Source organism: Xanthomonas sp. (assembly GCF_017163755.1).
Taxonomy (GTDB): domain Bacteria; phylum Pseudomonadota; class Gammaproteobacteria; order Xanthomonadales; family Xanthomonadaceae; genus Xanthomonas_A.
The window spans coordinates 110,376-133,446 of sequence record NZ_JAFIWC010000005.1 but is presented as its reverse complement, the minus strand read 5'-3'; the positions used below and the strand labels follow the sequence as shown (position 1 = coordinate 133,446).

Below are 23,071 nucleotides of genomic sequence, written 5' to 3'. Positions count from 1 at the left end.
CTCACAGTCCGGGATGGGTGGCGATGGCGTGGTCGATCACCTTCAGCGCCGCGTCGCGCTCGGCGCCTTCGATGACCAGGCGCGGCGCGCGCACGCGCTCGCTGCCCAGCCCGACCTTCTCCTGCACCAGCTTGATCAGCTGCACGAACTTGGGCACCGTGTCCAGCCGCAGCAGCGGCAGGAACCAGTCGTACAGCGCCTTGGCGGCCGGGTAGCCGCCGTCGCGCGCCAGTTCGAACAGCTTCACCGACTCCTTCGGATAGGCGTTGACCAGGCCGGCGATCCAGCCCTTGGCGCCCATGCTGAGGCCTTCGACGATCGCATCGTCCATGCCCACCAGCAGCACCAGGCGGTCGTTCAGCAGCTCGCCCAGCGCGGCGAAGCGGCGCACGTCGCCGGAGGATTCCTTGACCGCTTCCAGGTGCGGGAATTCGGCCGCCAGCTCGGCGATCTGCGCCGGGCTGAAATCGGTCTTGTAGGCCACCGGGTTGTTGTACAGGATCACCGGCAGGTCGGTGGCGGCGATCACCGCGCGCACGTGCGCGCCCATCTCGCGCCAGTCGGTGGAATACACGTACGGCGGCAGCACCATCGCCCCGCCGCAGCCGACCTGCTTGGCCGCCTGCACCAGGCGCACCGCCTCGTCGGTGGACAGCGCGGCGATGCCCGGCACCACCGGGATGCGGCCGTCCACCGCCTGCACCAGCGTCTTGAGGATCGCGAGCTTGTCGTCGAAGCTCAGCGTGGCCGCCTCGCCGAGCGAGCCCAGCGGCACGATCGCGGTGCAGCCGGCGTCGACCATCACCTGCGCATGCTTGGCCAGGAACGCGTGGTCGATGCTGCCGTCGGCGTTGAACGGAGTGGTGATGGCCGGCAGCACGCCGTACCAGAAGGAAGCCTTGCTCATGGAATTACACCTTGTCGAGGGTTGGGAAGGAGGGGTCGGAAGGGGAAACGCTTGGCAGGGACTCGGCCAACGCGGCCAGCCGCACCGGGAACAGCGGCGGCCGGCGGCCGTCGTCGGAAAAATCGTCGTGCCGCGGCGCCAGCCCCAGCTCGGTCAGCGCGCTGCCGCAGATGCGGCCCTGGCAGGCGCCCATGCCGCAGCGCGAGGCCAGCTTGGCGTCGCGCAGGTCGCGGTAGCCGTGCAGCGCCGACAGCGGCACGTCCTCGCAGCGGCACAGCAGCGTGTCCGGCGTGGCCAGCGCGTGGATGCGCCGGTCCAGCGCGAACTGGCGCTGCAGCAGCGTGGCGAAGGCGCGCGCGCGGCGGCGGCGCGGTTGCAGCGCCTGCGCCGCGCGCGGCTGCCCGGCCGCCATGTGCCCGGCGATCGCGCCTTCGATGCGGGCGCTGTCGCGCCCGCCGATGCCGAGCGCTTCGCCGGCCGCGTACACCTCGGCGGCGCTGGTGCGCAGCTGCGCATCCACCGCCACGCACGGATGCGCGCCGCTGTGCGCCAGGCGGCAGCCGAGCAGCTGCGCCAGTTCCACGTTCGGCACCAGGCCATAGCCCACCGCCAGCTGGTCGCAGTCCAGCGTGCGGCGGCCGCGCGGGCCGTCGATGTCCACCGCCTGCACGCGCCCGTCGCCATGCGCGGCGGTGACCACGCTGCCGGCGTGGTAGCCGACGCCGAGCAGCCTGGCGCGCAGCGCCAGCGCCTGCAGCGCCTTGTCCGGCCAGCGCCAGGGCAACTGCGCGGCGAACCCGGCCAGCGCGCGCAGCGAGGCCTGTTCGACGATGCCCAGCACCTGCGCGCCGTGGCTGCGCAGCGTCGCCGCGGCGGCCAGCAGCAGCGGCCCGCTGCCGCCGACCAGCACGCGCTTGCCGGCCAGCGGCCAGCCCTGCTTGGCCAGCGCCTGCGCACCGCCGGCGCCGGTGACCCCCGGCAGGGTCCAGCCGGGGAACGGCAGCAGCAGCTCGCGCGCACCGGTGGCCAGCACCAGCGCTTCGTAGCCCAGCCAGCGCGCGCCCTGCGGCGCATCGACCAGCAGTTGCCGCTCCTGCGCCATCAGCACCTGGCACTGGGCGAGGAAGTCGACCCTGCTCGCCGCCAGCCGCGCCAGCGTGCGCGCGGCCAGCCGCGGCGGCGCCTGGCCCACGTCGTGGCGCCAGACCTGGCCGCCGGCGGTGGCCTGCATGTCGACCAGGCCGACGCGCCGGCCGTGCGCCGACGCGGCCAGCGCCGCCGCCAGCCCGGCCGGGCCGGCGCCGACCACCAGCACGTCGTAGTGCCTGGCGCGCGGTTCAGTCATCGGTCCACACCTGCATGCCGTCGCGCACCGGGGTGATGCAAGCGCGCAGCTGGCCGACGCCGTCGATGCGCACCCGGCATTCGCTGCACACGCCCATGCCGCACAACGGCGCGCGCGGCTGGCCGCCGCGCGAACGGCGGAACCGCAGCGTCACCTGCGCCACTGCCGCGGCCACGCTGCTGCCGGGCGCCACGTCGAGCGCGCGGCCGTTGACCTGGAGGCGGACCGTCAGCGCGCTCACGACAGCGCCCGCACCGGCGAGTACGGCGCCGCGTCCAGCGCCGGCGCGCGTTGCAGCAGCAGGTCCAGCAGCAGCCGTGCGCTGCCCAGCGCGGTGGTCACGCCCAGCCCTTCGTGCCCGGCCGCGACCCACACGCCGTCGCGCCCAGGCACCGCGCCCAGGTACGGCCGCCCGTCCGGCGTGGCCGGACGCAGCCCGGTCCACACCCGGATCGCCTGCAGCTGGCGCAGGCCCGGCACGAACGCGAACGCGCGCTCGAGCATGCGCTGCAGCATCGGCATCGACACGCTGCGGTCGCTGCAATCGAACTCGCGCGAGGAGCCGATCAGGATCTGCCCGGTTGGGCGCGGCTGCACGTTGAACGCCACGCTGCTGCCGTCGCTGCCGTGCGCGCTGTCGGCATAGCCCAGCTCCAGCAGCTGGTGGCCGACCAGGCCCGGATAGCGGTCGGTGATCACCAGTTGCCCCTTGCGCGGGCGCAGCGGCAGTTCCGGCAGCAGCTCCGGCAGCGCGCAGCCGGTGGCGACCAGCACCGCGCCGCCGAGCGCGGTGCCGTCGTCCAGGCGTACCCCGCCGCCGCCCAGCGCCAGTGCGCGGCGTCCGGCATACAGCTGCGCGCCGGCGGCGAGCGCACGCTGCACCAGGTAGCGCGCCATCCGCGGCGGGTACACCACCGCTTCGCTGGCCACGCGCATGCCGCCGGCCAGGCCCGGCGCCAGCGCCGGCTCGAGCGCGTACAGCCGCGCCGCATCGACCGCCTCGGCCTGCACCCCGGCCGCGGCCAGGCGCTGGATCTTGGCCGGGATCGCCTGCAGTTCGCGCGCCTGCCGCGCCACCCACAGCGTGCCGCAGCGGCTGAACTCGGCCTCCGGCAGCCCGGCGAACGCTTCCCACAGGCGCAGCGAATACGTCGACAGCGCCAGTTCCGCCGGATCGTCGTCCATCGCCACCAGGTGGCCCATCGCCGCGGCGGTGGAACCGCCGCCGATGCCGCCCGACTCGACGATCGCCACCCGCAGGCCGGCGGCCACCGCCGCGTCGGCGCAGGCCGCGCCGACGATGCCGGCGCCGATGACGATCAGGTCGAAGGCGATCATTCGGCGCCGATACCCCACGCGAACGGGTCGCTGTCGTCGATCTGCAACTGCGCGCGCGCGGTGATGTAGGCCTGGCCGGTGATGCGCGGCAGCACGCCGCGGGTGCCGGGCACGTAGCTGGCCTCGAACAGGCTGCCGAGGATGCCCTCCTGCCGCCACACCTGCCCCGGCACCAGCTTGCCGTCGGCGGCCAGGCAGGCCAGCTTGGCGCTGGTGCCGGTGCCGCACGGCGAACGGTCGTAGGCCAGGCCCGGGCACAGCACGAAGTTGCGCGCGTCGGCCGCGGCGGACGGCGCCGGGCCGTTGATCTCGATATGGTCGATCTCGCCGCCGCCGGCGCCGGCGATGCCGCTGGCCTCCAGCGCCAGCCGCACCGCTTCGGTGTAGGCGGTCAGTTCGCGCTGGTGGCGCAGTTCCAGCGAGCACGGCGTCTGCTCGGTGATGAAGAACCAGTTGCCGCCCCAGGCCACGTCGCCGCGCACGCGACCGTAGCCGGGCACCTGCACTTCCACGCCGCTGGCATGGCGGTAGCTCTCCACGTTGTCCACCGACACCCGGCCGTCGCCGTGCAATTCCACCCCGACCGTGCCGACCGGCGTCTCGATGCGGTGCACGCCGGGCGCAAGGCGCCCGAGTTCGGCCAGCGTGCGCACCAGGCCGATGGTGCCGTGGCCGCACATGCCCAGGTAGCCGACGTTGTTGAAGAAGATGACCCCGGCGCAGGCGTCGGCGGCCATCGGCGGCAGCAGCAGCGCGCCGACCATGGTGTCCGAGCCGCGCGGTTCGCAGGCGATGGCGCTGCGCCAGCGGTCGAAGCGGTCGCGGAACGCGTCGCGCCTCCCGGCCAGGTCGCCGGGCCCCAGGTCGGGAAAGCCGGCGACGACGACACGGGTCGGTTCGCCGCCGGTATGCGAGTCGATCACATCGAGTGTATGCATAGATCCATGCTCACATTCCGCCCTGCCGCCGGCTAGCAGGCTTTGTCTGTCATAAATGCGGAAGTTTGCATAAAGGCCGGATGCGTGGAGACCTCCGACATAGGCTAGGATCGGGTCATGCAAGGCGCCGTGCGCGCGGCGCCTGCACCCTACAACCGGCTCGGTGAGTGTAGATGGATACTTTGATTTCGGCGCTGGAAATGCAGACGCTGTTCGATGCGCTGCCGGACGTGGTGTTCTTCGTCAAGGACCGCGACGGCCGCTACACCCACGTCAACCTGACCCTGGTGCGGCGCCTGGGCAAGAAGTACCGCGCCGACCTGATCGGCAAGTCGGCGCTGGAGGTGTTCCCGCTGCCGCTGGGCGGCAGCTACCTGATGCAGGACCGGCGCGTGCTGTGCGGGGAGATGATCGAGAACCAGCTGGAAGTGCACCTGTTCCCGAACCGCACCCCGGGCTGGTGCCTGACCTTCAAGCGCCCGCTGTGCGAACACGACGAGGTGATCGGCGTGGTCGGCATTTCCCGCGACCTGGGCCAGCCCGACAGCCGCCACTCGGCGTACGAACGCATCAGCCGCGCGATGGAGCACATGCAGTCGCACTACGGCGACAACCTGCGCGTGCAGACCCTGGCCGACCTGGCGGAACTGTCGGTGGCGCAACTGGAGCGGCATTTCCGCCGCGTGTTCCAGCTGACCCCGCAGCAATTGCTGACCAAGATGCGCATCGAAGCGGCGATGCGCCAGCTGCACGGCGACGACAGCATCGCCAGCATCGGCCAGGCCTGCGGCTTCGCCGACCAGAGCGCGTTCGCGCGCCAGTTCAAGGCCACGGTGGGGATGACGCCGCGCGACTACCGGTCGTTGAAGGGGAAGGTCTGAGTGGAGCGGGGACCGGGGACCAGGGACCGGGGACCCGGAAAAGCAGCCTACGCGAGGTGATGCGGCGCAAACTCGGCACGGGCTGATGCGCCATTGCGCATGCGCGACCATCACGGAAATGAACTGCCCATCTGCCCCAGGTCCCTGGTCCCTGGTCCCGGGTCCCCGGTCCCCGGTCCCCGGTCCCGCCAGTGGTAGCATTCCCGGTTTCCGGTCCACGCGTAACACATGGTCAGCCTATTCCGCCGCAACAAGCCCCAGGACCACGCTGGCGATAGCCGCACCCAGCGCTACAGCATCGAGGAACTGGCCGCCGCGTTCCCCAAGCCGGCCGGCGAGTCCGCCACGCCTGCACCTGCGGCACCGGCAACGCCCGTGACCGAGGCCGAAGCCGCCCCGGCGGCGCCGCCGGCGCCGGAGACGAGCGCGCCTGCCGCGCTGCGCGATGCGCCTGCGGTCGCGCCCGATCCCATCCCCGCGCCCAGCCACGTCGCGGTCCCGCCGCAGGCGCCGACGCCGCCGCCCGAGGCGCGCGTACCGGCCCCCGCCGCGCCCCCGGCGGCGGCGGTGCCGGCGCCCAATCCGGCCGCGGCGTTCGCCGCCGCCTTCGACGAGCGCGCCGACGCGCTGCCCGCCGCCGCGCCCGGCAAGTCCGGCTGGCGCGAACGCCTGCGCAACAGCACCATCGCGCGCAGCTTCGGCGGCCTGTTCTCGCGCAATCCCAAGCTCGACGACGACCTGCTCGACGAGATCGAGACCGCGCTGATCACCGCCGACGTCGGCGTGGCGGCCACCACCGCGCTGATCGAGAACCTGCGCAAGCGGATGAAGGCGCGCGAGTTCGCCGACGCGCAGGCGCTGCTGCGCGCGCTGCGCGCCGACTTGGTCGCGATGCTCGCGCCGGTCGCGCGGCCGCTGCTGATCGATCGTGGCGCCAAGCCCTTCGTGGTGCTCACCGTCGGCGTCAACGGCGTCGGCAAGACCACCACCATCGGCAAGCTGGCCAAGCGCTTCAAGGACGAGGGCCACAGCCTGATGCTCGCCGCCGGCGACACCTTCCGCGCCGCCGCGGTGGCGCAGTTGCAGGCCTGGGGCGACCGCAACGGCGTGGCCGTGATCGCGCAGGGCCAGAACGCCGATGCCGCCTCGGTCGCGTTCGACGCGCTGCAGGCCGGCAAGGCGCGCGGCACCGAGGTGCTGATCGCCGACACCGCCGGCCGCCTGCACACCCAGACCGGGCTGATGAACGAGCTGGGCAAGATCCGCCGCGTGCTCGGCAAGATCGATCCGGCCGCGCCGCACGAGGTGCTGATGGTGATCGACGGCACCACCGGGCAGAACGCGCTGTCGCAGCTGCGCCAGTTCCACGCCGCGGTCGGCGTCACCGGCCTGGTGGTGACCAAGCTCGACGGCACCGCCAAGGGCGGCGTGGTGTTCGCGCTGGCGCGCGAGTTCGGCATCCCGATCCGCTTCGCCGGCATCGGCGAGCGCCCGGAAGACCTGCGCGTGTTCGACGCCGAGGCCTTCGTCGACGCCCTGCTGCCCGAGGCGCTGGGCGCCTGACCGTAAGCCCCTCTCCCACCGGGAGAGGGGTTGGGGTGAGGGTACGGCGAACTACGAAGCGCAGGCACTGGCGCTGTCGCACCACACCAGGCTTCGCCCGTACCCTCATCCGCCCCTTCGGGGCACCTTCTCCCGAGGGGAGAAGGAAAAGACATCAGCCTGCCAGCATGCGCCAGCCCCCAGACACATTCGCCACCCGCCTGCTCGCCTGGTTCGACCGCTCCGGCCGCCACGACCTGCCCTGGCAGCATCCGCGCAGCCCGTACCGGGTGTGGCTGTCGGAGATCATGCTGCAGCAGACCCAGGTGAGCACGGTGATCCCGTACTTCCTGCGCTTCCTCGCCCATTTCCCCACCCTGCCCGACCTGGCCGCGGCATCCAACGATGCGGTGATGGCGCAATGGGCCGGGCTGGGCTACTACGCCCGCGCGCGCAACCTGCACGCCGCCGCGCAACGCTGCGTGGAACTGCACGGCGGCGAGCTGCCGCGCGATTTCGACGCGCTGCACGCGCTGCCTGGCATCGGCCGCAGCACCGCCGGCGCGATCCTCAGCCAGGCCTGGAACGAACGCTTCCCGATCCTGGACGGCAACGTCAAGCGGGTGCTGGCACGCTACCACGGCATCGCCGGCTATCCCGGACTGCCAGCGGTCGAAAAGCGACTGTGGGCGCTCGCCGCCGAGCACGTGCAGCATCCGCCCGGCGAGCGCCTGGCCGACTACACCCAGGCGCAGATGGACTTTGGCGCCACGCTGTGCACCCGCGCCAACCCGGCCTGCGTGCTGTGCCCGCTGCAGCACGACTGCGTGGCGCGGCGCGAGGGCCTGGTCGAGGCGCTGCCGACGCCCAAGCCGGGCAAGGCGCTGCCCGAACGCGAGGCGATGGCGCTGTTGCTGGAGAACGCGCACGGCGAACTGCTGCTCAACCGGCGCCCGCCGGCCGGCATCTGGGCCTCGCTGTGGACGCTGCCGCAGGCCGACACCGATGCGGCGCTGCGCGAATGGTTCGCGCGCGAGATCGACGGCGACTACGACGCCGCCGAGCCGATGCCGGTCATCGTGCACACCTTCAGCCATTACCGCCTGCACCTGCAGCCGCTGCGCCTGCGCAAGGTCGCCTTGCGCGACGCGGTGCGCGACAATGACGCGCTGCGCTGGGTCTCCCGCGCCGGCTCGTCCGCCCTCGGCCTGCCCGCGCCGATCCGCAAGCTGCTCGACTCCCTCTGACCTTCGCGTCGCAGGCGCCACCAGGAACCGCCATGTCCCGTACCGTCTTCTGCCAGTACCAGCAACGCGAGAGCGAAGGCCTCGACTACGTGCCCTACCCCGGCGATATCGGCCAGCGCGTGTTCGCGCACATCGGCAAGGCGGGCTGGCAGGCGTGGCTGGCGCACCAGACCATGCTGATCAACGAGAACCGGCTGTCGCCGCGCGATCCCAAGCATCGCGCGTTCCTCGAGGCGGAACTGGAGAAGTTCCTGTTCGGCGGCGGCGCGGCCAAGCCGGAAGGCTACGTGGAACCGGAACAGGAAAACTGAGCGGCGCCGGCGCCCGCCGGGGCACCGAAGCGCGTCCGCCGGCCACGGCGCGCGCTACGGCGCAGGCCCCTGCCGTTCCTGCAGCTGCGCCTGGCGCAATTCCTTCTCCGAGGCGCGCAAGGCCTTCACGTCGAGCGGCCGGATCGAACTGATGCGGCACGGCAGGCGGATCGCGGTGCGGCTGCCGTGCACGATCACGTCGTCGAACTTGGCCGACACCCGGCTGAGCCGCTGGGTGAGGCTGATCGCCGGCGCGTAGTCCAGGTCGTTGCACGGGCCGCCGAACTCGAGCAGATAGGCCTGGTTCGGGCGCGTCCACACCGCCAGCGCGGTGTCGCCCAGCGGCGTCCAGCCGCTGAGCGCGCCGGAGTACTGGAAATCCTTGACCGGCGCGCCGGCGTTCTGGCGATACAGCGCCAGGCGCTGCGCATCGCCGAGGCGGGTGGTGGCGCAGCCGGCCAGCACGGCCAGCGCGAGCGACGCGAGCAACAGTGGCTTCATTGCGGTGCTCCAGGTGACAGGCGCCCATGATGCGCGCGGGCCGTCACGCCGGCGTGTGCGCGGGCCGCGCGATTCAGCGGCGAGCGAACCGGCAGTTGCCGCAGCCTTGGTCGTGGGGAGTGCCTGCAGGACGGCATCGTGGTGCGCGCCATATCGTCCGGCCGACATCGCCATCATGGGACATGGCCTGCGATAGGCGTGCTCGGTATCGTCGCGCCGATCGGTGCCTCGGCGCCAAACGTCGGCTGGGCGGCGACGCGTCAACCGGCGGGCATCAGCGCTGCGCGGTCTTCGCCGATTCGCAGAAGCGCTGCCGGTACTCCAGCGCCTTGGGCATCAGCGCCTGCAGGTTCTGGATGCGCGTGCCCGGATTGGGATGGGTGGACGAGAACTCCGGCGGCGCCTGGCCGCCGCTGCTTTCGCTCATGCGCTGCCACAGCGGCACCGCCTCCTGCGGATCGAAGCATGCCGCCGCGGCGAGCATCAGTCCGACCTCGTCGGCCTGGGTCTCGTGGTTGCGCGCGTACGGCAGCAGGTAGCCGTAGCCCATCGCCGCCATCACCATCTGCTGCTGTTGCGGATCCATGCCGCTGGCGGCGCCGGCCATCTGCCCGATCTGGGTCAGCTTCTGCTGCGCCATGCGCTGCGCGCCGTGGCGCAGCAGCGCGTGCGCGATCTCGTGGCCCATCACCACCGCCATCGCATCGGCGTTCTTGGCCACCGGGATCAGCCCGGTGTACACCGCCATCTTGCCGCCGGGCAGGCAGAACGCATTGGCCTGGTCGGATTCGATGACGTTGACGTCCCAGTCGAACTGGCGCGCGAAATGGCTGGCCTTCATGCCGTGCTCGGCCGCCAGCGCGTCCTCGACCACGTCCACCTTGGCGATCAGCCGCTGCGCGATGCCGCGCACCTGCTGCGCCACCTGCGACTGCGGGTCCACCGGGCGCTCCTGCGCCAGGATCTGCTGGTAGGCCTGCAGGCCCAGCGCCTTCTCGTCCTCCACGCCGAGCGAGCTGTCGATCAGCACCTTCTCGCCGGTGTACGGGTCCTCGCTGCGGTTGGAGAACCAGTAGAACGCGGCATAGCCGGCGAAGCCCAGCAGCACCAGCCAGCGGATGTTGCCCAGCGGCCCGGGGCGGCGCCCGCCCCGCTCTCCCTGCTGGCGGCCGAAGACGTTGCTCATCGTGGATTTCCCCCTGGCTGGCCGAGAACGCCGGCGACGCGTCCGGCTGGCGCACTGTAGCCTGCGCCTGGCCGCGCCGGCGTCAAATTCCGCGCACCAGGCGGAAGCCCACGCGCGCGCTGGTGGTATCGGAGTCCTGCATCAGCCGCCACGCCGCGCGGGTCTGCTCCGGGGCGTTGGCCCAGTTGCCGCCGCGCACCACCCGCGAGCGGCAGCCCGGGTTGAACCAGGCCGCGCCGTCGTCGGGCGCGCGCCGGTAGCTGGAATGCCAGCAGTCGGCCACCCATTCGCTGAGGTTGCCGCCCATGTCGTGCAGGCCCCAGGCGTTGGCGGTGAAGCTGCCGGCCGGCGCCGGACCCCAGAACCCGTCGCTGTAGCCGACGAAGGCGTTGTTCCAGTGCCGGCCGCTCGGCGAGACGTCGCCGCCGCCGGTGAAGTTGCCGGCGTTGCGCGGCGGCGTGCCGGCATTGCCCCACGGATAGCGGCCGCGGCTGCCGGCGCGCAGCGCGTACTCGAATTCGGCCTCGCTCGGCAGCCGGTAGTGGCGCCCGGTCTGCTGCGACAGCCACGCCGCGTAGGCTTCGGCGTCGCGCACGCTGACGTGCATCACCGGGCTGTTCGGCGCCGCGCGCGCGCCGTTGTAGTCGGACTGCCAGTCGGTGCCGCTGCGGCGCACGAAGTTGCCGCTGCGCTCGTCGTAGACGATCGAATGCCCGCGCCGGGTCGCGCGCGGGCGCGCGCCGCTGGCCTCGACGAAGCGGCGGAACTCGGCCACGGTCACCTCGGTGATCGACATCGCGAAACCGCGATTGAAGCGCACGTAGTGCAGCGGCTGCTCGGCCGCCGCCGCGCCGGGCTCGGCATCGCCGGCGCCCATGCGGAAGCCGCCATGCGGGACCACGATCATCTGCGGCCCGCGTTCGCCGTTGAGCATGCCGTCGGTGAACACCTGCCCGGGGCGGAAGCTGCCGTAGTAGGTGGCCAGATCGATCCGTTCGCGCAGCATCGCCGCCACCGCGTCGCCCGGGTCGGCGATGCGCAGCACTTCGCCGAGCTTTTCGCGCGCCGCCTTCAGCCCCTGCGGCGTGCGCAGATCGCGCAGCGCCGCGTCGCGCAGTGCGGCGATGCGCGCGCTGCGGATGCCCTGCACCCGTTCGCGCGCATCGCGCACCGTGGCCGCGTCGTCGCGGATGCCGCCGGCCCGGGCCAGCCAGCTGCCGGCCGAGGCGAAATCCGAGGCGAGCGCGGCGGCTTCGGCGCGGCGGATCAGCGCGCTCTCCACCGCCGCCAGCCCTTGCGCCGCGCGCGCGTCGCCGGCATCCAGCGCCAGCGCCTCGCGAAAGCTGGGCAGCGCGCCGTTGCCGTCCTCGCCGAGCCGGCCGGCGCGCAGGTCCTCTTCGCCGGCGCGGTTGTAGGCCAGCACCCGCGAGGCGGTCTCCACCCGCCGCTGCAGCCGGCGCACCGCCGGATCGTCGGCATCCAGCGACAGCGCCACCATCGCCAGTTGCTGCGCACGCGGCAAGGCCTCGTCGTCGCGGTCGGTCTGCTGCAGCAGGCGCTCGCCGAGCTGCAGCAGCCGGCGCCGGGCCTTGTCCAGGCCGACGCGCGCCTGGCGGTCGCCGGGAACCAGTTGGCGGATCGCCAGGTACAGCGGGATCGCAGACTGCGCATCTTCGAACAGGCGGTCGTCGGCGAGCGCCTGCGCCGCGTCGCGGTGCGCCTGCGGCAGCTCGGCGCGGCTCACCTCGGGCAACGGCGGCTGCCAGCGCGCCACGGTCTCGGCGGCGTCCTGTCCGCCGATGGTCACGCTCGGCGCGCGCGCCTTGCCGGCATCGCCCGCCTTTGCGCCCGCCGCCGCGGACGCCGGACGAGCCGCCGGCGCGGCAGGCGGCTCGGGCGTGCAGCCGGCCAGCGCCACGCCCAGCAGGGTCCAGAGCATCGCAGTGCCGGTCGCGCGCAAACATCCTCCCAACGACATTGGAAACAACCCGCCTTGCGGCCGGCGGGCCGACGTTAGGCTATTCTCGCCTGCCTGAGCAAACCCTGCATTCGACGGAAACCACGTGCCCTATTGGATCAAGCAACCCGCCGAGCTGGCCGAACGGCTGGCGCAGCGCCCGGCCAGGATCGGCCTGGATACCGAATTCGTCCGCGAACGCACCTACTGGCCGCAGCTGGCGCTGGTGCAGATGGCGGTGGGCGAGGAGATCCTGCTGATCGACCCGCTGATCCCCGGCATGCCGCAGGCGCTGGCGCCGTGGCTGACCGACCCGGACATCCTCAAGGTGATGCACAGCGCCAGCGAAGACCTGGTCGCGTTCAAATGCGCCTGCGGCGTCCTGCCGCGGCCGTTGTTCGACACCCAGATCGGCGCCGGCCTGGCCGGCATCGGCGCCGGCATGGGCTACCAGAAACTGGTGCTGGAGATCACCGGCGTGCACCTGGCCAAGGGCGAGACCCGCTCGGACTGGCTGCGCCGCCCGCTGTCGCCGGCGCAGCTGGAATACGCCGCCGACGACGTGCGCCATCTGTTCGCGATCCACGACGCGCTGGTCGCCAGGCTCGAGGCGCTGGACCGCGGCGGCTGGCTGCGCGAGGACGGCGAGCGCCTGCTCGGCAGCGTCGAGCACGACGACGGCGAACGCTGGCCGCACCTGGGCATGCGCGCGGCGCAGTTCATGGACCCGCCGGCGCAGCAGCGCCTGCTGCGCCTGCTGCGCTGGCGCGACGTGCAGGCGCGGCAGAGCGACAAGCCGCGCAGTTGGATCCTGGACAACGAACTGGCGACGGCGCTGGCGCGCTTTCCGCCGACCGACCGCGCGGCCCTGCAGGCCCAGCTGGACCGCCATCCCAAGGCGCCGCGCAAGCTCGGCGACGCGCTGTGGCAGGCGCTGACCACGCCGTTGCACGACGAGGCGCAGGCGCCGCTGGCGCTGGCCGCCAGCGACGACAACAAGGCCGCGCTCAAGCGCCTGCAGGACGCGGTGGCGGCGCACAGCGCCGAACTGGGCCTGGCCGACGGCCTGCTGGCCTCGCGCAAGCATCTGGAAGCGCTGCTGGAAAGCGGGCAGTGGCCGGCGCCGCTGGCGGGCTGGCGGCGCGGCGTGCTCGAAGCGACGCTGCAGCCGCTGCTGGCGACGGACGCAGCGGCCGCAGGGGCCACACAACGCGGCTGACGGTGTGACCGGTGGCATCGCCCCTGGCGCCACGCCGCGTGCAGCCCATGCGCGCGTTCGGCGGGAGCGAACAACCTGCCACGCCGCGCCGCTTCGCCGCATGCCTCCGGACCAACGATGGCTGTCGCCGCCTCGATGGACAGCGGCGTCCGGGTGCAGCCGCTCGACGAGCATTGTTCCGATGCGCGGCCGGGTCAGGATTGCGTATCCGCGGCTGCATCCCAAAGACGATGCGTGCGCGTGCGTCGTCGAGGTTCTTCACCGGCCATCCGCAGATGCGCCGCTGCTGCCGGATCGACGGAATATCGCCAATAAAAAAGGCCGGGAAAACCCGGCCTCTTTAAGTTTTTGTCCGATCGCTGACCGATCAGTATTTGACCAGCGGGAACTTCAGGTCCGGATGCCGGGCCTTCCATTCCTTGTAGGCCGCCGTGCCTTCCCATGCCGCGAACGACTTGGGCGTGCGGCCACGGCCGGACCAGGTCTCGCCGGTATGCGGCAGCTGGTACTTGGGCTTGACCTCGCTGCGGCCGCCGGCGGCGGACTTGGCCGCCTTCGGCGCGGCGGCGGTCACGTAGGCCGCGATCTCGCTGCGCTGCTTGGCGCTGAAATACTCGGAGAACTGCTCCAGCAGCGACAGCACGTTGGCGTGCGCGGCATTGGTTTCGCCTTCGCGCGCCTGCTTCTCCTGCTCCTCGAGCTTGCGGATTTCCTCGTGGAGCTTGGCCTTGGCTTCGGCGATTTGCTGCAAGTTGCGAACTTCCGTCATGTTTCGAAGACCCGTGAATAAACTAGTGTGATCGGACGGAACATGCGTCCGGAACGACGAGAACCATCAATCGACGGTTTCGATGCGCGATTATATCGGTTCCCTCTCGCCGTTGCCGGCGCGCCCGGCGTCGGGCATCGGCGTCGGCCCGTGGTCGTAGTCGAACCATGGCCGAACAGCCGCCTGGGTTCCCGGCATATCCGATCGGCCGGCCGGCTGCCCATCCGCGGCTTCCTGGCCCGTACCCGGGCGCCGCATCCGGGCGGTGCGCGGCCGGCGAGCGCCAGCGGCGCCACGGCCAGCGCAGCGACGTCCCGATCGTCCGCCGCGCCCTCTTGGCACGGACGCCCGCGGCCGGCTAGAATACGCGTCTGATGTGGGGCGGTAGCTCAGCTGGGAGAGCGTCGCGTTCGCAATGCGAAGGTCGAGGGTTCGATCCCCTTCCGCTCCACCATCTTGATTTGCGCGAGAAAACGAAGGGCTGGACGGGAAACCGTCCGGCCCTTTCTCGTTCAGGCGGCAATCTGCGCCTTGCTGGTTTCCGGCGTGTCCGATGTGCCCGCGCCATGGCGCGGCGGCGCCGGCGGCTGCCGTCGCGCAACGACGTTCCCCGGCGGACTGCGCCACGACGCGGCGCACCATGCCCGCCGCCGCGCGCCGCCCATTCGCGCATCAGCCGCGCACGCCCGGGCAGTAGCTTTCCAGGTAGGCCTGGTGGCTGGGCAGCTGGCGCAGGGTCTTGTCGACCCGCGCGCGGATGCCGTCGAGGAACTGCGACAGTTCGCGATCGCCCATCAGGTCGGCGACCGGATGATGCTGCTGCGGCACGATGCCCTGCCCGAGCATGACCTGGATCCACGAGTTCTCGGCGAACAACTCGTTCGGCACCCGGAACACGCGGCCGGTCTGCCGGAACAGCTCGATGCGGTGGCGCAGCGTCGCCGGAATAGACATCTCGCGGCAGGCGCGCCAGTACGGCGTGTCCTGGCGCCGGGTGACGTGGAAGTGCAGCACCACGAAGTCGCGCACGTGCTGGATCTCCTCGTCGATCTGCGCGTTGTATTCGTCGATGTCCGGCTGGCGCACCACCTGCGGAAAGCTCTGCATCAAGCGGGTGATGCCGCGCTGGATCAGGTGGATGGTGGTCGACTCCAGCGGCTCGATGAAGCCGCCGGCCAGGCCCAGCGCCACGCAGTTCTTGTGCCAGCACTTCAGCCGCCGTCCGGGCTTGAAGCGGATCGGCCGCGGCGTGGTGAGTGGCTCGCCCTCGACGCTGGCCTGGAGCGTGCGCAGCGCCGCGTCGTCGTCCAGGTAGCGGCTGGAATAGACGATGCCGTTGCCGACCCGGTGCTGCAGCGGGATGCGCCATTGCCATCCGGACGCGCCGGCGATCGCGCGCGTGTACGGCACCGCCTCGCGCACCGAGGCGGTCTGCAACGCCAGCGCGCTGTCGTTGAACAGCCAGTGCGACCAGTCCTCGAAATCCACGCCCAGCGCCTGCCCGATCAGCAGCGCGCGAAAGCCGGTGCAGTCGATGAACAGCTCGCCTTCGATCTCGTCGCCGGACTCCAGCTTCAGCGCGGTGATGTAGCCGGACACCGGATCGGTACGCACCTGCGCGATCTTGCCCTCCACGCGCCGGACCCCGAAGCCTTCGCTGAAGCTGCGCAGGTATTTCGCGTACAGGCCCGCGTCCATATGGAACGCGTAGTTCATGCCGCCGTTGGGCAGGTGCGCGAAACGGCCCTGCTGCGCGGCGCGCGACTCCAGGCAGTACTCGCTGTAGTCGCCGGCCAGCCGCCGCGCCTGGCCCTTGAGCCAGAAATGCTGGAAGCCGGCGGTCCAGTGGTCCTTGCCGGTGGTGCCGAAGGAATGGATGTAGTGCTGGTCCAGGTCGCGCCAGTGCTCGAAGGAGATGCCCAGCTTGATCGTCGCCTGGGTTGCGGCCATGAACGCCTGTTCCTTGATCTCCAGCAGGCGGTGGAAGGTCACCAGGGTGGGAATCGTGGCCTCGCCGACGCCGATGGTGCCGATCTCCTCGGACTCGACCAGGGTGATGTCCAGCAGCTTGCCCATCACCTTCGACAGCGCCGCCGCCGCCATCCAGCCCGCGGTGCCGCCGCCGGCGATGACCACGCGTCTGACCGGGCGCTCCGGCACGGGGGTGGAATCGGTCTGGTTCATCTCGTCGTCCTTCAGCGGTTCAGTCGTTTGAGCAGGCGCGCGCGCAGCTCGCGCGACAGCTCGGGGGTCATCGGCGCCAGCACGCGCCGCGCCTGCGGCGGAACGTGCTCGGCGGTGGCCGCGTCGGCGTCGAACACGTAGTGGCGGAACGTCTCCTGCCACGCGGCGCGCTGCGCCGGCGGCAGGTCGCGCACGCTCATCAGCGCCAGCATCAGCGCGTTCATCGGCGAATCCATGTGTGGCGGCGACTGCCGCCACCAGTAGTTCAGCAGCACGTTCAACCCGTCCAGCGCCTCGATGTGGTGCCACCACATGCTGGGGATGAAGATCGCATCGCCCGGCCCCAGCTCGGCGACCTGCGCCTGCTTGAGCGCCTCGGCGAAGCGCGGGAAGCGGGCATGGTCCGGCGCGGCGAAGTCCACCAGGCTGACCGCCTGCCCCGCCGGGGTGAAATCCAGCGGACCGATGTACAGGTTGGCCAATTGCTCCGGCGGGAACAGGATGAAGCGGCGATGGCCGGCGGCCACGCAGGCCAGGTTGTCCGGCACGTCCTGGTGCGCGGCGATGCGGGTGCGGTTGCCGAGCCATACGCTGAACAAGGCCTGGCGCTGGCCGAGCGCGATGTCGTTCTCGGCGCGCAGCCCGGGCAGGAAGGTGTCGACCGTGGTGGAGCCCATGTACAGCGTGGGCGCCTGCGCGTCGTCCAGGTGCCGCAGCATCGCGTCGAGCACCGCGCCCAGCGGCGGGCGTTCGCTGTGGAAATTGAAGCCGCTCAGGTCCTCGTTATAGAACAGGCGCCCGCCGGCCGACGCCGCGGCGACCATCACCGCCACCGGCGCTTCGCTGCGGGCGAAGCGCCGCAGGTAGTCCACCGCCGCCTGCGGCGACGCCAGCGCCGCGCGGACCAGCGGCCAGTGCGCCACCACGCCGCGCAGCACCAGCGGCTGGGTGGCGCACAGCAACGCGTCCGGCAGCGCCTGCGCATCGGCGCCGTGGACTTCGCGCACGGCCTCAGCGATCGGCAGCATGGTGGCGGTTCATCCGCTCGATCAGCGCGCGGAAGTTCGACATCGACGCCAGCGCCATGTAGACCGGCTCCAGCAGCCCGGCCTGGTGCAGCTGGTGCAGGGCCTGGGCGTCGAGCGCGCGCAGGCGGTCCTCGTCGATGGTGTAGAAGCCGGCAAGGCGGTTGCGCGAGCCGTCGTCCAGTTCCACGTCCAGCACGAACGACTCCAGCAACTGGTGCTGCAGCAGCAGCGCGACGAACGCCGGCGTGGCGCGCAGGCCTTCGTCCAGCGTCGCCAGCACCGAGGTGATCCGGTCCAGGTAGGCGCTGTTGCCGCCGAACTCCAGGAACAGCGCCTGGTCGCCGCTGGCCGACACCCGCGGGCTGTCCAGATCCAGGTGCACCACCCGCTCGTCGCCGGCGACACCGACGAGGAACGGCTGGCGCTCGATCGCCAGCGGCACGTAGCTCGCGTCCCAGCCGCGCGCGTCCAGGAACAGGTTCTGTCCTTCGCCGAAGCCGAACAGGGCCACCGGCTGGAACTCGCCGAGCCGGCTCTTGCGGAACACGATCGGGTAATGCGCCTGCAGGTTGCGGAACTCGCCCGGGAAGGTCAGCGCGGCCATCACCGCATCGCCCAGCGCGGCGCTGCGCCGCGTGTCGATGCGCAGATCGCGGTGCTGGGCATGGTCCAACTGCACGTGCCGGGTCATGGTCGCTGGGTCCTAGAGGGTGGGCATGCCGCGCAGGCGGATGTGCTCGAGCAGCTCGCGATGGCCGGGCAGCGCCGCAAGCATCTGCCGCGCGCGCGCATCGGCCTGGCCGAAGCACTGCTCGGCGCGGCGCACGTCGTCCATCCGCCGCGGGTTCGGCCGCGGCTCGGGATCGAAGCCCATGCCGTACAGGATGTACTGGTAGCTCGCCGACGGGAAGATCTCCTCGCTGCGCGGGAAGTCGTAGCGCGACGGCGGCTGCTGCCGCCACAGCGCGAGCAGTTCGCGCAGGCGCTCGGGCACGCTCTGCGCGCGGCGGTGCTCGTGCCAGTAGTCCGAATCGGTGCGGCGGCTGAGCACGTAGTGCAGCTTGAGGAAGTCCACCACCCGCTCCCAGCGGTAGGCGAAGGCGTCGTTGAAGCGCCGGGCGACGATCTCCATCGCCTCGCGCGTGGCCGGCATCTCGTCGCGCAGCATCGCCGCGGCCAGCTCGACCAGCACCAGCGACGAGGCTTCCAGCGGCTCGACGAAGCCGCTGGACAGGCCGATCGCCACGCAGTTGCGGTGCCATGCGGTGCGGCGGTAGCCGGGCTGGAAGCCGAGCCGGTTGCTGCGCGCGATGTCGGCCGGGCGGGCGCCGCTGGCCTCGACGTAGCGCAGCAGCGTGCGCTCGGCGTCTTCGTCGCTGGCATGCGCGGCGGAATACACGTAGCCCACGCCGCGCCGGCTGTGCAGGCCGATGTCCCAGATCCAGCCATGGCGCTGGGCGGTGGACACGGTCTGGCAGGCGATCGGCGCATCCGCGTCGGCGTACGGCAGCTGCAGCGCGATCGCACGGTCGTTGAACAGGATGTCGTGCATGGGCTCCAGCGCGATCCCGTAGTGCCTGCCCAGCAGCAGCGCGCGCATCCCGCTGCAGTCGACGAACAGGTCGCCGGCGATATCGCCGTGCTCGCGCGTGCGCAGCGAGGCGATGTCGCCGTTCTCGTGGGCGTTGACCGCATCCACATGGTCGCGCACGTGCGCCACGCCCAGGCGACCCACGCAGTGCTCGCGCAGGAACGCGCCGAGCTTGGCCGCGTCCAGGTGGTAGGCGTAGTTGGCCACGGCGGCGTATTCGGGCGTGGCGAACTGCTTGGGCGCCTTGCCCGCCTCGCACAGCTGCGGCTGGAAGCTGACCAGCCGGCCGAACGGCAGGTGCCGGTGCCGCTGCCAGCCGGCGACCAGGTTGGTGTCCAGGTAGCCCTCGGGCAGCACGAAGGGATGGTGGTACTGGTCCTGCGCGTCGTCCTGGCTCCAGCGCACGAACTTGGAGCCCTGCTTGAACGCCGCGTCGCATTCGCGCACGAACGCGGTCTCGCTCACGCCGACCCGGCGCAGCGTGTCGCGCATGCTCGGCCAGGTGCCCTCGCCTACCCCGACCGTGCTGACCTCGGGCGATTCGAGCAGGGTCACCCGCAGGCCGTGCGGTTGCGCGGTGCAATGCTCGGCGGCGATGACCGCCGCGGTCAGCCAGCCGGCCGAGCCGCCGCCGACGATGACCACGTGCCTGATCGCAGGATTCACCCGTGCACCTTCATGGGCCGCGCCAGGCGGCCGGGCCGGGCGCGCCGTGGGCGATCCCCCACGGCGCCTGCGTCCCGGGACCCGGCGCGGCCGCTGCTCAGAACTTGTAACGCACGCCGAACATGTAGCGTGGCCCGGTCTGGGTCGCGAACAGCAGCTGGTTGCTGTGGCGTCCGTGGATGCGCTGGGTCTCGTCGGTCAGGTTGATGCCCTCCAGCGAGAACGTCAGGCGTTCGTTGAACGCGTAGCTCACGTTCATGTCCAGCTGGCCGTAGGCCTCGACGTAGTTCGGGTTGGGGCCGGAACCGTCGAAGCGGCCGGACAGGAACTCGTCGCGCCAGTTGTAGGCCGCGCGCACCTGCCACGGCCCCTTGTCGTAGAACGCGACGAAGTTGGCCGAGTCGCTGAGCCCTTCCAGCGCGAACTGCTCGCCGATCACGTAGTTGTCGTAGGTCAGCCCGGAATCGACGATGGTGTAGTTGGCCGACAGGCCGAAGCCGCTGTCCCAGAACAGGTGCTGGATGTTGAACTCCCAGCCGTCGAGCGTGGCCGACTTCTGGTTGGCTGGGGTGTTGATGCGGAACTGCGCCAGCGGATCGCCGGCCTGTCCGACGATGGTGCCGGTGCGGTTGCCGGTGGAATCCACGCCGGTCTGGGTGACCCCGCCTTCGCCGTTGTGGTTGTCGAAGATGTAGTTGCGGATGCAGACCACGTCGCTGCCGGCGCAGCCGGCGCCGATCGCCTCGTTCCAGTACGCGCCGCCGACCGGCGTGTGCAGGTCGAACGGCGTGCCGACCACCTGCGTGGTGCCGATGTAGTTGTCGATGTCCTTGCGGAAATAGCCGGCCGACACGTAGCTGCCTTCGCCGTAGTACCACTCGAAGGACACGTCGTAGTTGTTGGACAGCAGCGGCCGCAGCCCCGGGTTGCCCTGCGCGCCGGTGCCGCCGTCCACGCGCACCAGCGTGTCGAGCGTCTGCCCGCCCTGGATGTCGGCCCAGCCGGGGCGGCCGATGGTCTTGCCGTAGCTGGCGCGCAGCTTCATCGACTCGTTCAGGTCCACGCTGAAGTCCAGGCTCGGCAACCAGTAGCGGTACGACCCGGTGAGGCGGGTGAACTCGGCCGGCCCCTCGATGATCGACAGCTCGTTGGCCGAGCCCCAGGAGATGCCGGTGGCGCTGGGCACCAGCGCATCGGAGGTGACGTCGGTCTTCTCGTAGCGCACGCCCAGCGCCAGGCTGACCGGCAGCGCCAGGTCCCAGGTGTTGCTCCACTGCAGGTAGGCGCTCTTGGACTTCTCGGTGGTGCGGCGGTCGGTGGTGAAGACGTTGGAGGCGCGGTAGTCGGCCGGGTCGCCGCCATTGCGCACCCAGGCGTCCTCGGCCAGTTGGCGCACGGTGTCGAAGTCCCACACGAAGAACGCGTCGGTGAAGTCGGGATCGTCGTGGCCGCCGAACTGGTCGAAGTAGCGGCCCATGTTGTCGAGCTGCCAGACCTCGTCCGGATAGTCGTCCGGGCTGGTGGCGCCGCCCCAGGTGTCCAGCTGCACCACCGAGTACGCCGAGCGGTTGCGCACCTCGGTCGAGCCGACGCCGAAGTCCAGCTTGGAATAATTCTCGAACTGGAAGTCGCCGCTGAGCTGGAGCTGCTTGATCTCCGACTTCATGTAGCTGTTGCGGAACGAGGACCCGGTCACCTGCATGTACGCCGGATCGATCTGGTCCATGCCCGGCGGCAGCTGCACGTTGAGCACCGGGAAATCGCCGGAGAAATCGGCGCTGGTGGTGCCGCGGAAGAACCCCGCCGTGCCGAGCACGCCGCTGGACCCGTACGGGCTGTCGGCGCCGGAGGTGGCGGTGGAGTCGTGGTAGTCCAGCGCCATGTTCAGGCTGTCGGTGACTTCCCACTCGACGTTGAAGCCGAGCGACTTGTTCTGGTTCTTGGTGGCGCTCTTGCCGCCGCCGAAGGCCATGTCGCTGCCGAAGTACTGCCCGGACGCGTCCTGGGTGAACGGGATGGTTTCCGAGTACAGGTCCGGCGCGGCGACCGGGCCGTCGGTCCAGGCGCTGGACGAAGGCCCGAAGTTGAACCACACCGACATCTCGTTGCGCTGGGTCTGGATCTTGTTTTCCGAATAGGTGTAGTCCAGCGTCGTGGTGACGCGGTCGGTCGGCTTGAATTGCAGCGTCAGCTGGCCGTTGGTGCGCTCGCGCTTGACCCCGTTGACGTTGTAGTTGAGGTTCTGCGGCACCGAATAGATGTCGTCCGGGCCGGGACGGTTGACGATGTTCTCCGAGCCGGGCTGGCCCGGCTGCGGGATCGTGCCCCAGTTGTTCTCGTCGCCGTGGAAGGTCTTCCAGCCGTTGCCCACCGCGACCTGGCTGAAGCCGTAGTCGCGTTCCTGGTAGCTGCCGCTGACCGCGATGCCGAATCGGCCGTCGGCCGAGGTGTTGCTGAAGATGCCCGACACTTCCGGGGTGACGCTGTCGCCCTGCAGCGAATCGGGCACGTTGTCGTTGGAGGTGTCCCACACGCCCTTGAGGCCGACGTTGGCGCGCAGTCCGGGGGTGTCGAGCGGGCGCGCGGTCTTGATGTTGATGGTGGCGCCGATGCCGCCGGTGGGCGTGCTGGCGCGCGCGGTCTTGTACACCTCCACCGCGGAGATCGACTCGGAGGCCAGGTTGGCGAAATCGAACGCGCGCGAGCTGGACGCGCCGGTGTCGGCGATGCTCGAGGTCGGCATCTGCCGCCCGTTCAACAGCACCAGATTGAAGTCCGGGCCGACGCCGCGCACCGTGACCTTGGAGCCTTCGCCGTTGGAGCGGTCGATCGACACGCCGCTGATGCGCTGCAGCGATTCGGCCAGATTGGTGTCGGGGAACTTGCCGATGTCCTCGGAGACGATGCCGTCGACGATGCCCTGCGCGTCGCGCTTGAGGTTCATCGACGAGGTGAGGCTGCCGCGAATGCCGGTAACCGTGATCGCATCGAGCGTGGTCGGATCGGCATCGGCGGCCGCCGCCGGTGCGGTCTGTTGCGCCCAGGCCGGGCTGTACAGCGCCAGCAGCAATGCGGACGCCAATGCGGCCTGCTTCGGAACGGACTGCACCTGCTTCATGGATTTTCCCTCCCCGGAAATTCACGAAACGCGTCTATCGTCGTGGGCGCAACGCCGCCCTGGCACTTCCGGCGGCATTGGACCTGCGCCGATACGACTTGTCAAACTTCGCGCGCCAGCGGCAAGAAAGCGGCACAAAGCAGGCGCAATTCGCCTGAAAACGCTGCTGCAGCGCAGCGTAGCGCAGCCGCGGCGGCGCCGCCGGGCCGTGCTGCCGGAACGCACGCCCCACCCCAAGCGGCCTCCCGCGGCGACCATCGACGCGTCCGCGTCCGCCGCAGGCGGCGTCCGCGCCGCGGCGATCGGCCGGCATGGGTCCGTGCGGCGACAATCGAGGGAGCCT

General features: G+C 71.0%; 19 protein-coding genes and 1 tRNA gene. 6 read left to right on the top strand and 14 right to left on the bottom strand.

Annotation, left to right across the window (positions count from 1 at the left end; genetic code table 11):
- Position 1 precedes the first annotated feature (1 nt).
- From JR065_RS05180 to JR065_RS05160, 5 genes are read right to left on the bottom strand one after another with little or no spacing between them, the layout of a single operon-like run.
- Positions 2-907: a dihydrodipicolinate synthase family protein gene (locus tag JR065_RS05180; protein ID WP_206232724.1), complete on the bottom strand. Its 906-nt coding sequence runs from the start codon at positions 905-907 to the stop codon at positions 2-4.
- Positions 908-911: 4 nt separating this feature from the next.
- Complete coding sequence (locus tag JR065_RS05175; protein WP_206232722.1) at positions 912-2,252, bottom strand: NAD(P)/FAD-dependent oxidoreductase; 1,341 nt, start codon at positions 2,250-2,252, stop codon at positions 912-914.
- Positions 2,245-2,493 (bottom strand): 2Fe-2S iron-sulfur cluster-binding protein, encoded by a 249-nt coding sequence (locus JR065_RS05170; RefSeq protein ID WP_206232721.1) that lies wholly within the window; start codon positions 2,491-2,493, stop codon positions 2,245-2,247. Before JR065_RS05170 ends, JR065_RS05175 begins: the two co-directional genes overlap by 8 nt.
- Positions 2,490-3,590: an NAD(P)/FAD-dependent oxidoreductase gene (locus tag JR065_RS05165; protein WP_206232719.1), complete on the bottom strand. Its 1,101-nt coding sequence runs from the start codon at positions 3,588-3,590 to the stop codon at positions 2,490-2,492. Before JR065_RS05165 ends, JR065_RS05170 begins: the two co-directional genes overlap by 4 nt.
- Entirely contained in the window at positions 3,587-4,528 is a 942-nt protein-coding gene (locus JR065_RS05160) for a 4-hydroxyproline epimerase (RefSeq protein ID WP_206232717.1), read from the bottom strand. The genes JR065_RS05165 and JR065_RS05160 overlap by 4 nt, the downstream gene beginning before the upstream one ends.
- A gap of 173 nt (positions 4,529-4,701) precedes the next feature.
- On the opposite strand from JR065_RS05160, the gene JR065_RS05155 reads away from it, so the two are divergent.
- From JR065_RS05155 to JR065_RS05140, 4 genes are all read left to right on the top strand, one after another.
- Positions 4,702-5,409: an AraC family transcriptional regulator gene (locus JR065_RS05155; RefSeq protein ID WP_206232715.1), complete on the top strand. Its 708-nt coding sequence runs from the start codon at positions 4,702-4,704 to the stop codon at positions 5,407-5,409.
- A gap of 228 nt (positions 5,410-5,637) precedes the next feature.
- The gene (ftsY, locus tag JR065_RS05150) at positions 5,638-6,972 is read left to right on the top strand and encodes a signal recognition particle-docking protein FtsY (RefSeq protein ID WP_206232713.1); all 1,335 of its coding nucleotides are present in this window, start codon (positions 5,638-5,640) and stop codon (positions 6,970-6,972) included.
- A 167-nt stretch (positions 6,973-7,139) separates the two neighbouring features.
- A complete protein-coding gene (mutY, locus tag JR065_RS05145; RefSeq protein ID WP_206232711.1) occupies positions 7,140-8,198 on the top strand; it encodes an A/G-specific adenine glycosylase in 1,059 nt (352 codons plus the stop codon).
- A 32-nt stretch (positions 8,199-8,230) separates the two neighbouring features.
- The gene (locus tag JR065_RS05140) at positions 8,231-8,509 is read left to right on the top strand and encodes an oxidative damage protection protein (RefSeq protein ID WP_206232709.1); all 279 of its coding nucleotides are present in this window, start codon (positions 8,231-8,233) and stop codon (positions 8,507-8,509) included.
- Between the two features lie 54 nt (positions 8,510-8,563).
- On the opposite strand, the gene JR065_RS05135 is transcribed toward JR065_RS05140, so the two are convergent.
- The 3 genes from JR065_RS05135 to JR065_RS05125 form a co-directional block, all read right to left on the bottom strand.
- On the bottom strand, positions 8,564-9,010 hold the full coding sequence (locus JR065_RS05135) for a DUF6491 family protein (protein ID WP_206232707.1): 447 nt from the start codon (positions 9,008-9,010) through the stop codon (positions 8,564-8,566).
- A gap of 274 nt (positions 9,011-9,284) precedes the next feature.
- A complete protein-coding gene (locus JR065_RS05130; protein WP_206232706.1) occupies positions 9,285-10,196 on the bottom strand; it encodes a M48 family metallopeptidase in 912 nt (303 codons plus the stop codon).
- Between the two features lie 82 nt (positions 10,197-10,278).
- Entirely contained in the window at positions 10,279-12,135 is a 1,857-nt protein-coding gene (locus JR065_RS05125; protein ID WP_241093389.1) for a formylglycine-generating enzyme family protein, read from the bottom strand.
- 124 nt (positions 12,136-12,259) lie between these two features.
- Here JR065_RS05125 and rnd point away from each other — a divergent pair, with 124 nt between their 5' ends.
- Positions 12,260-13,372, top strand: a complete 1,113-nt coding sequence (gene rnd, locus JR065_RS05120; protein WP_206232702.1) for a ribonuclease D — start codon at positions 12,260-12,262, stop codon at positions 13,370-13,372.
- A gap of 367 nt (positions 13,373-13,739) precedes the next feature.
- Here rnd and JR065_RS05115 read toward each other — a convergent pair whose 3' ends face one another.
- Positions 13,740-14,141 (bottom strand): H-NS histone family protein, encoded by a 402-nt coding sequence (locus JR065_RS05115; RefSeq protein WP_206232700.1) that lies wholly within the window; start codon positions 14,139-14,141, stop codon positions 13,740-13,742.
- A gap of 378 nt (positions 14,142-14,519) precedes the next feature.
- Between JR065_RS05115 and JR065_RS05110 the strand changes: the two genes are divergently transcribed.
- Positions 14,520-14,595: transfer RNA gene (locus JR065_RS05110), tRNA-Ala, on the top strand.
- Positions 14,596-14,813: 218 nt separating this feature from the next.
- Here JR065_RS05110 and JR065_RS05105 read toward each other — a convergent pair.
- The 5 genes from JR065_RS05105 to JR065_RS05085 all read right to left on the bottom strand — a co-directional run bounded on the left by JR065_RS05105 (position 14,814) and on the right by JR065_RS05085 (position 22,728).
- Positions 14,814-16,325 (bottom strand): tryptophan halogenase family protein, encoded by a 1,512-nt coding sequence (locus tag JR065_RS05105; protein ID WP_206232698.1) that lies wholly within the window; start codon positions 16,323-16,325, stop codon positions 14,814-14,816.
- Between the two features lie 11 nt (positions 16,326-16,336).
- Entirely contained in the window at positions 16,337-17,353 is a 1,017-nt protein-coding gene (locus JR065_RS05100) for a cupin-like domain-containing protein (RefSeq protein ID WP_206232697.1), read from the bottom strand.
- The gene (locus JR065_RS05095; RefSeq protein ID WP_206232695.1) at positions 17,337-18,044 is read right to left on the bottom strand and encodes a SapC family protein; all 708 of its coding nucleotides are present in this window, start codon (positions 18,042-18,044) and stop codon (positions 17,337-17,339) included. Before JR065_RS05095 ends, JR065_RS05100 begins: the two co-directional genes overlap by 17 nt.
- Before the next feature lie 12 nt (positions 18,045-18,056).
- The gene (locus JR065_RS05090; RefSeq protein WP_206232693.1) at positions 18,057-19,610 is read right to left on the bottom strand and encodes a tryptophan 7-halogenase; all 1,554 of its coding nucleotides are present in this window, start codon (positions 19,608-19,610) and stop codon (positions 18,057-18,059) included.
- Between the two features lie 97 nt (positions 19,611-19,707).
- Positions 19,708-22,728, bottom strand: coding sequence for a TonB-dependent receptor (locus tag JR065_RS05085; RefSeq protein ID WP_206232691.1), 3,021 nt, complete (start codon positions 22,726-22,728; stop codon positions 19,708-19,710).
- Positions 22,729-23,071 lie beyond the last annotated feature (343 nt).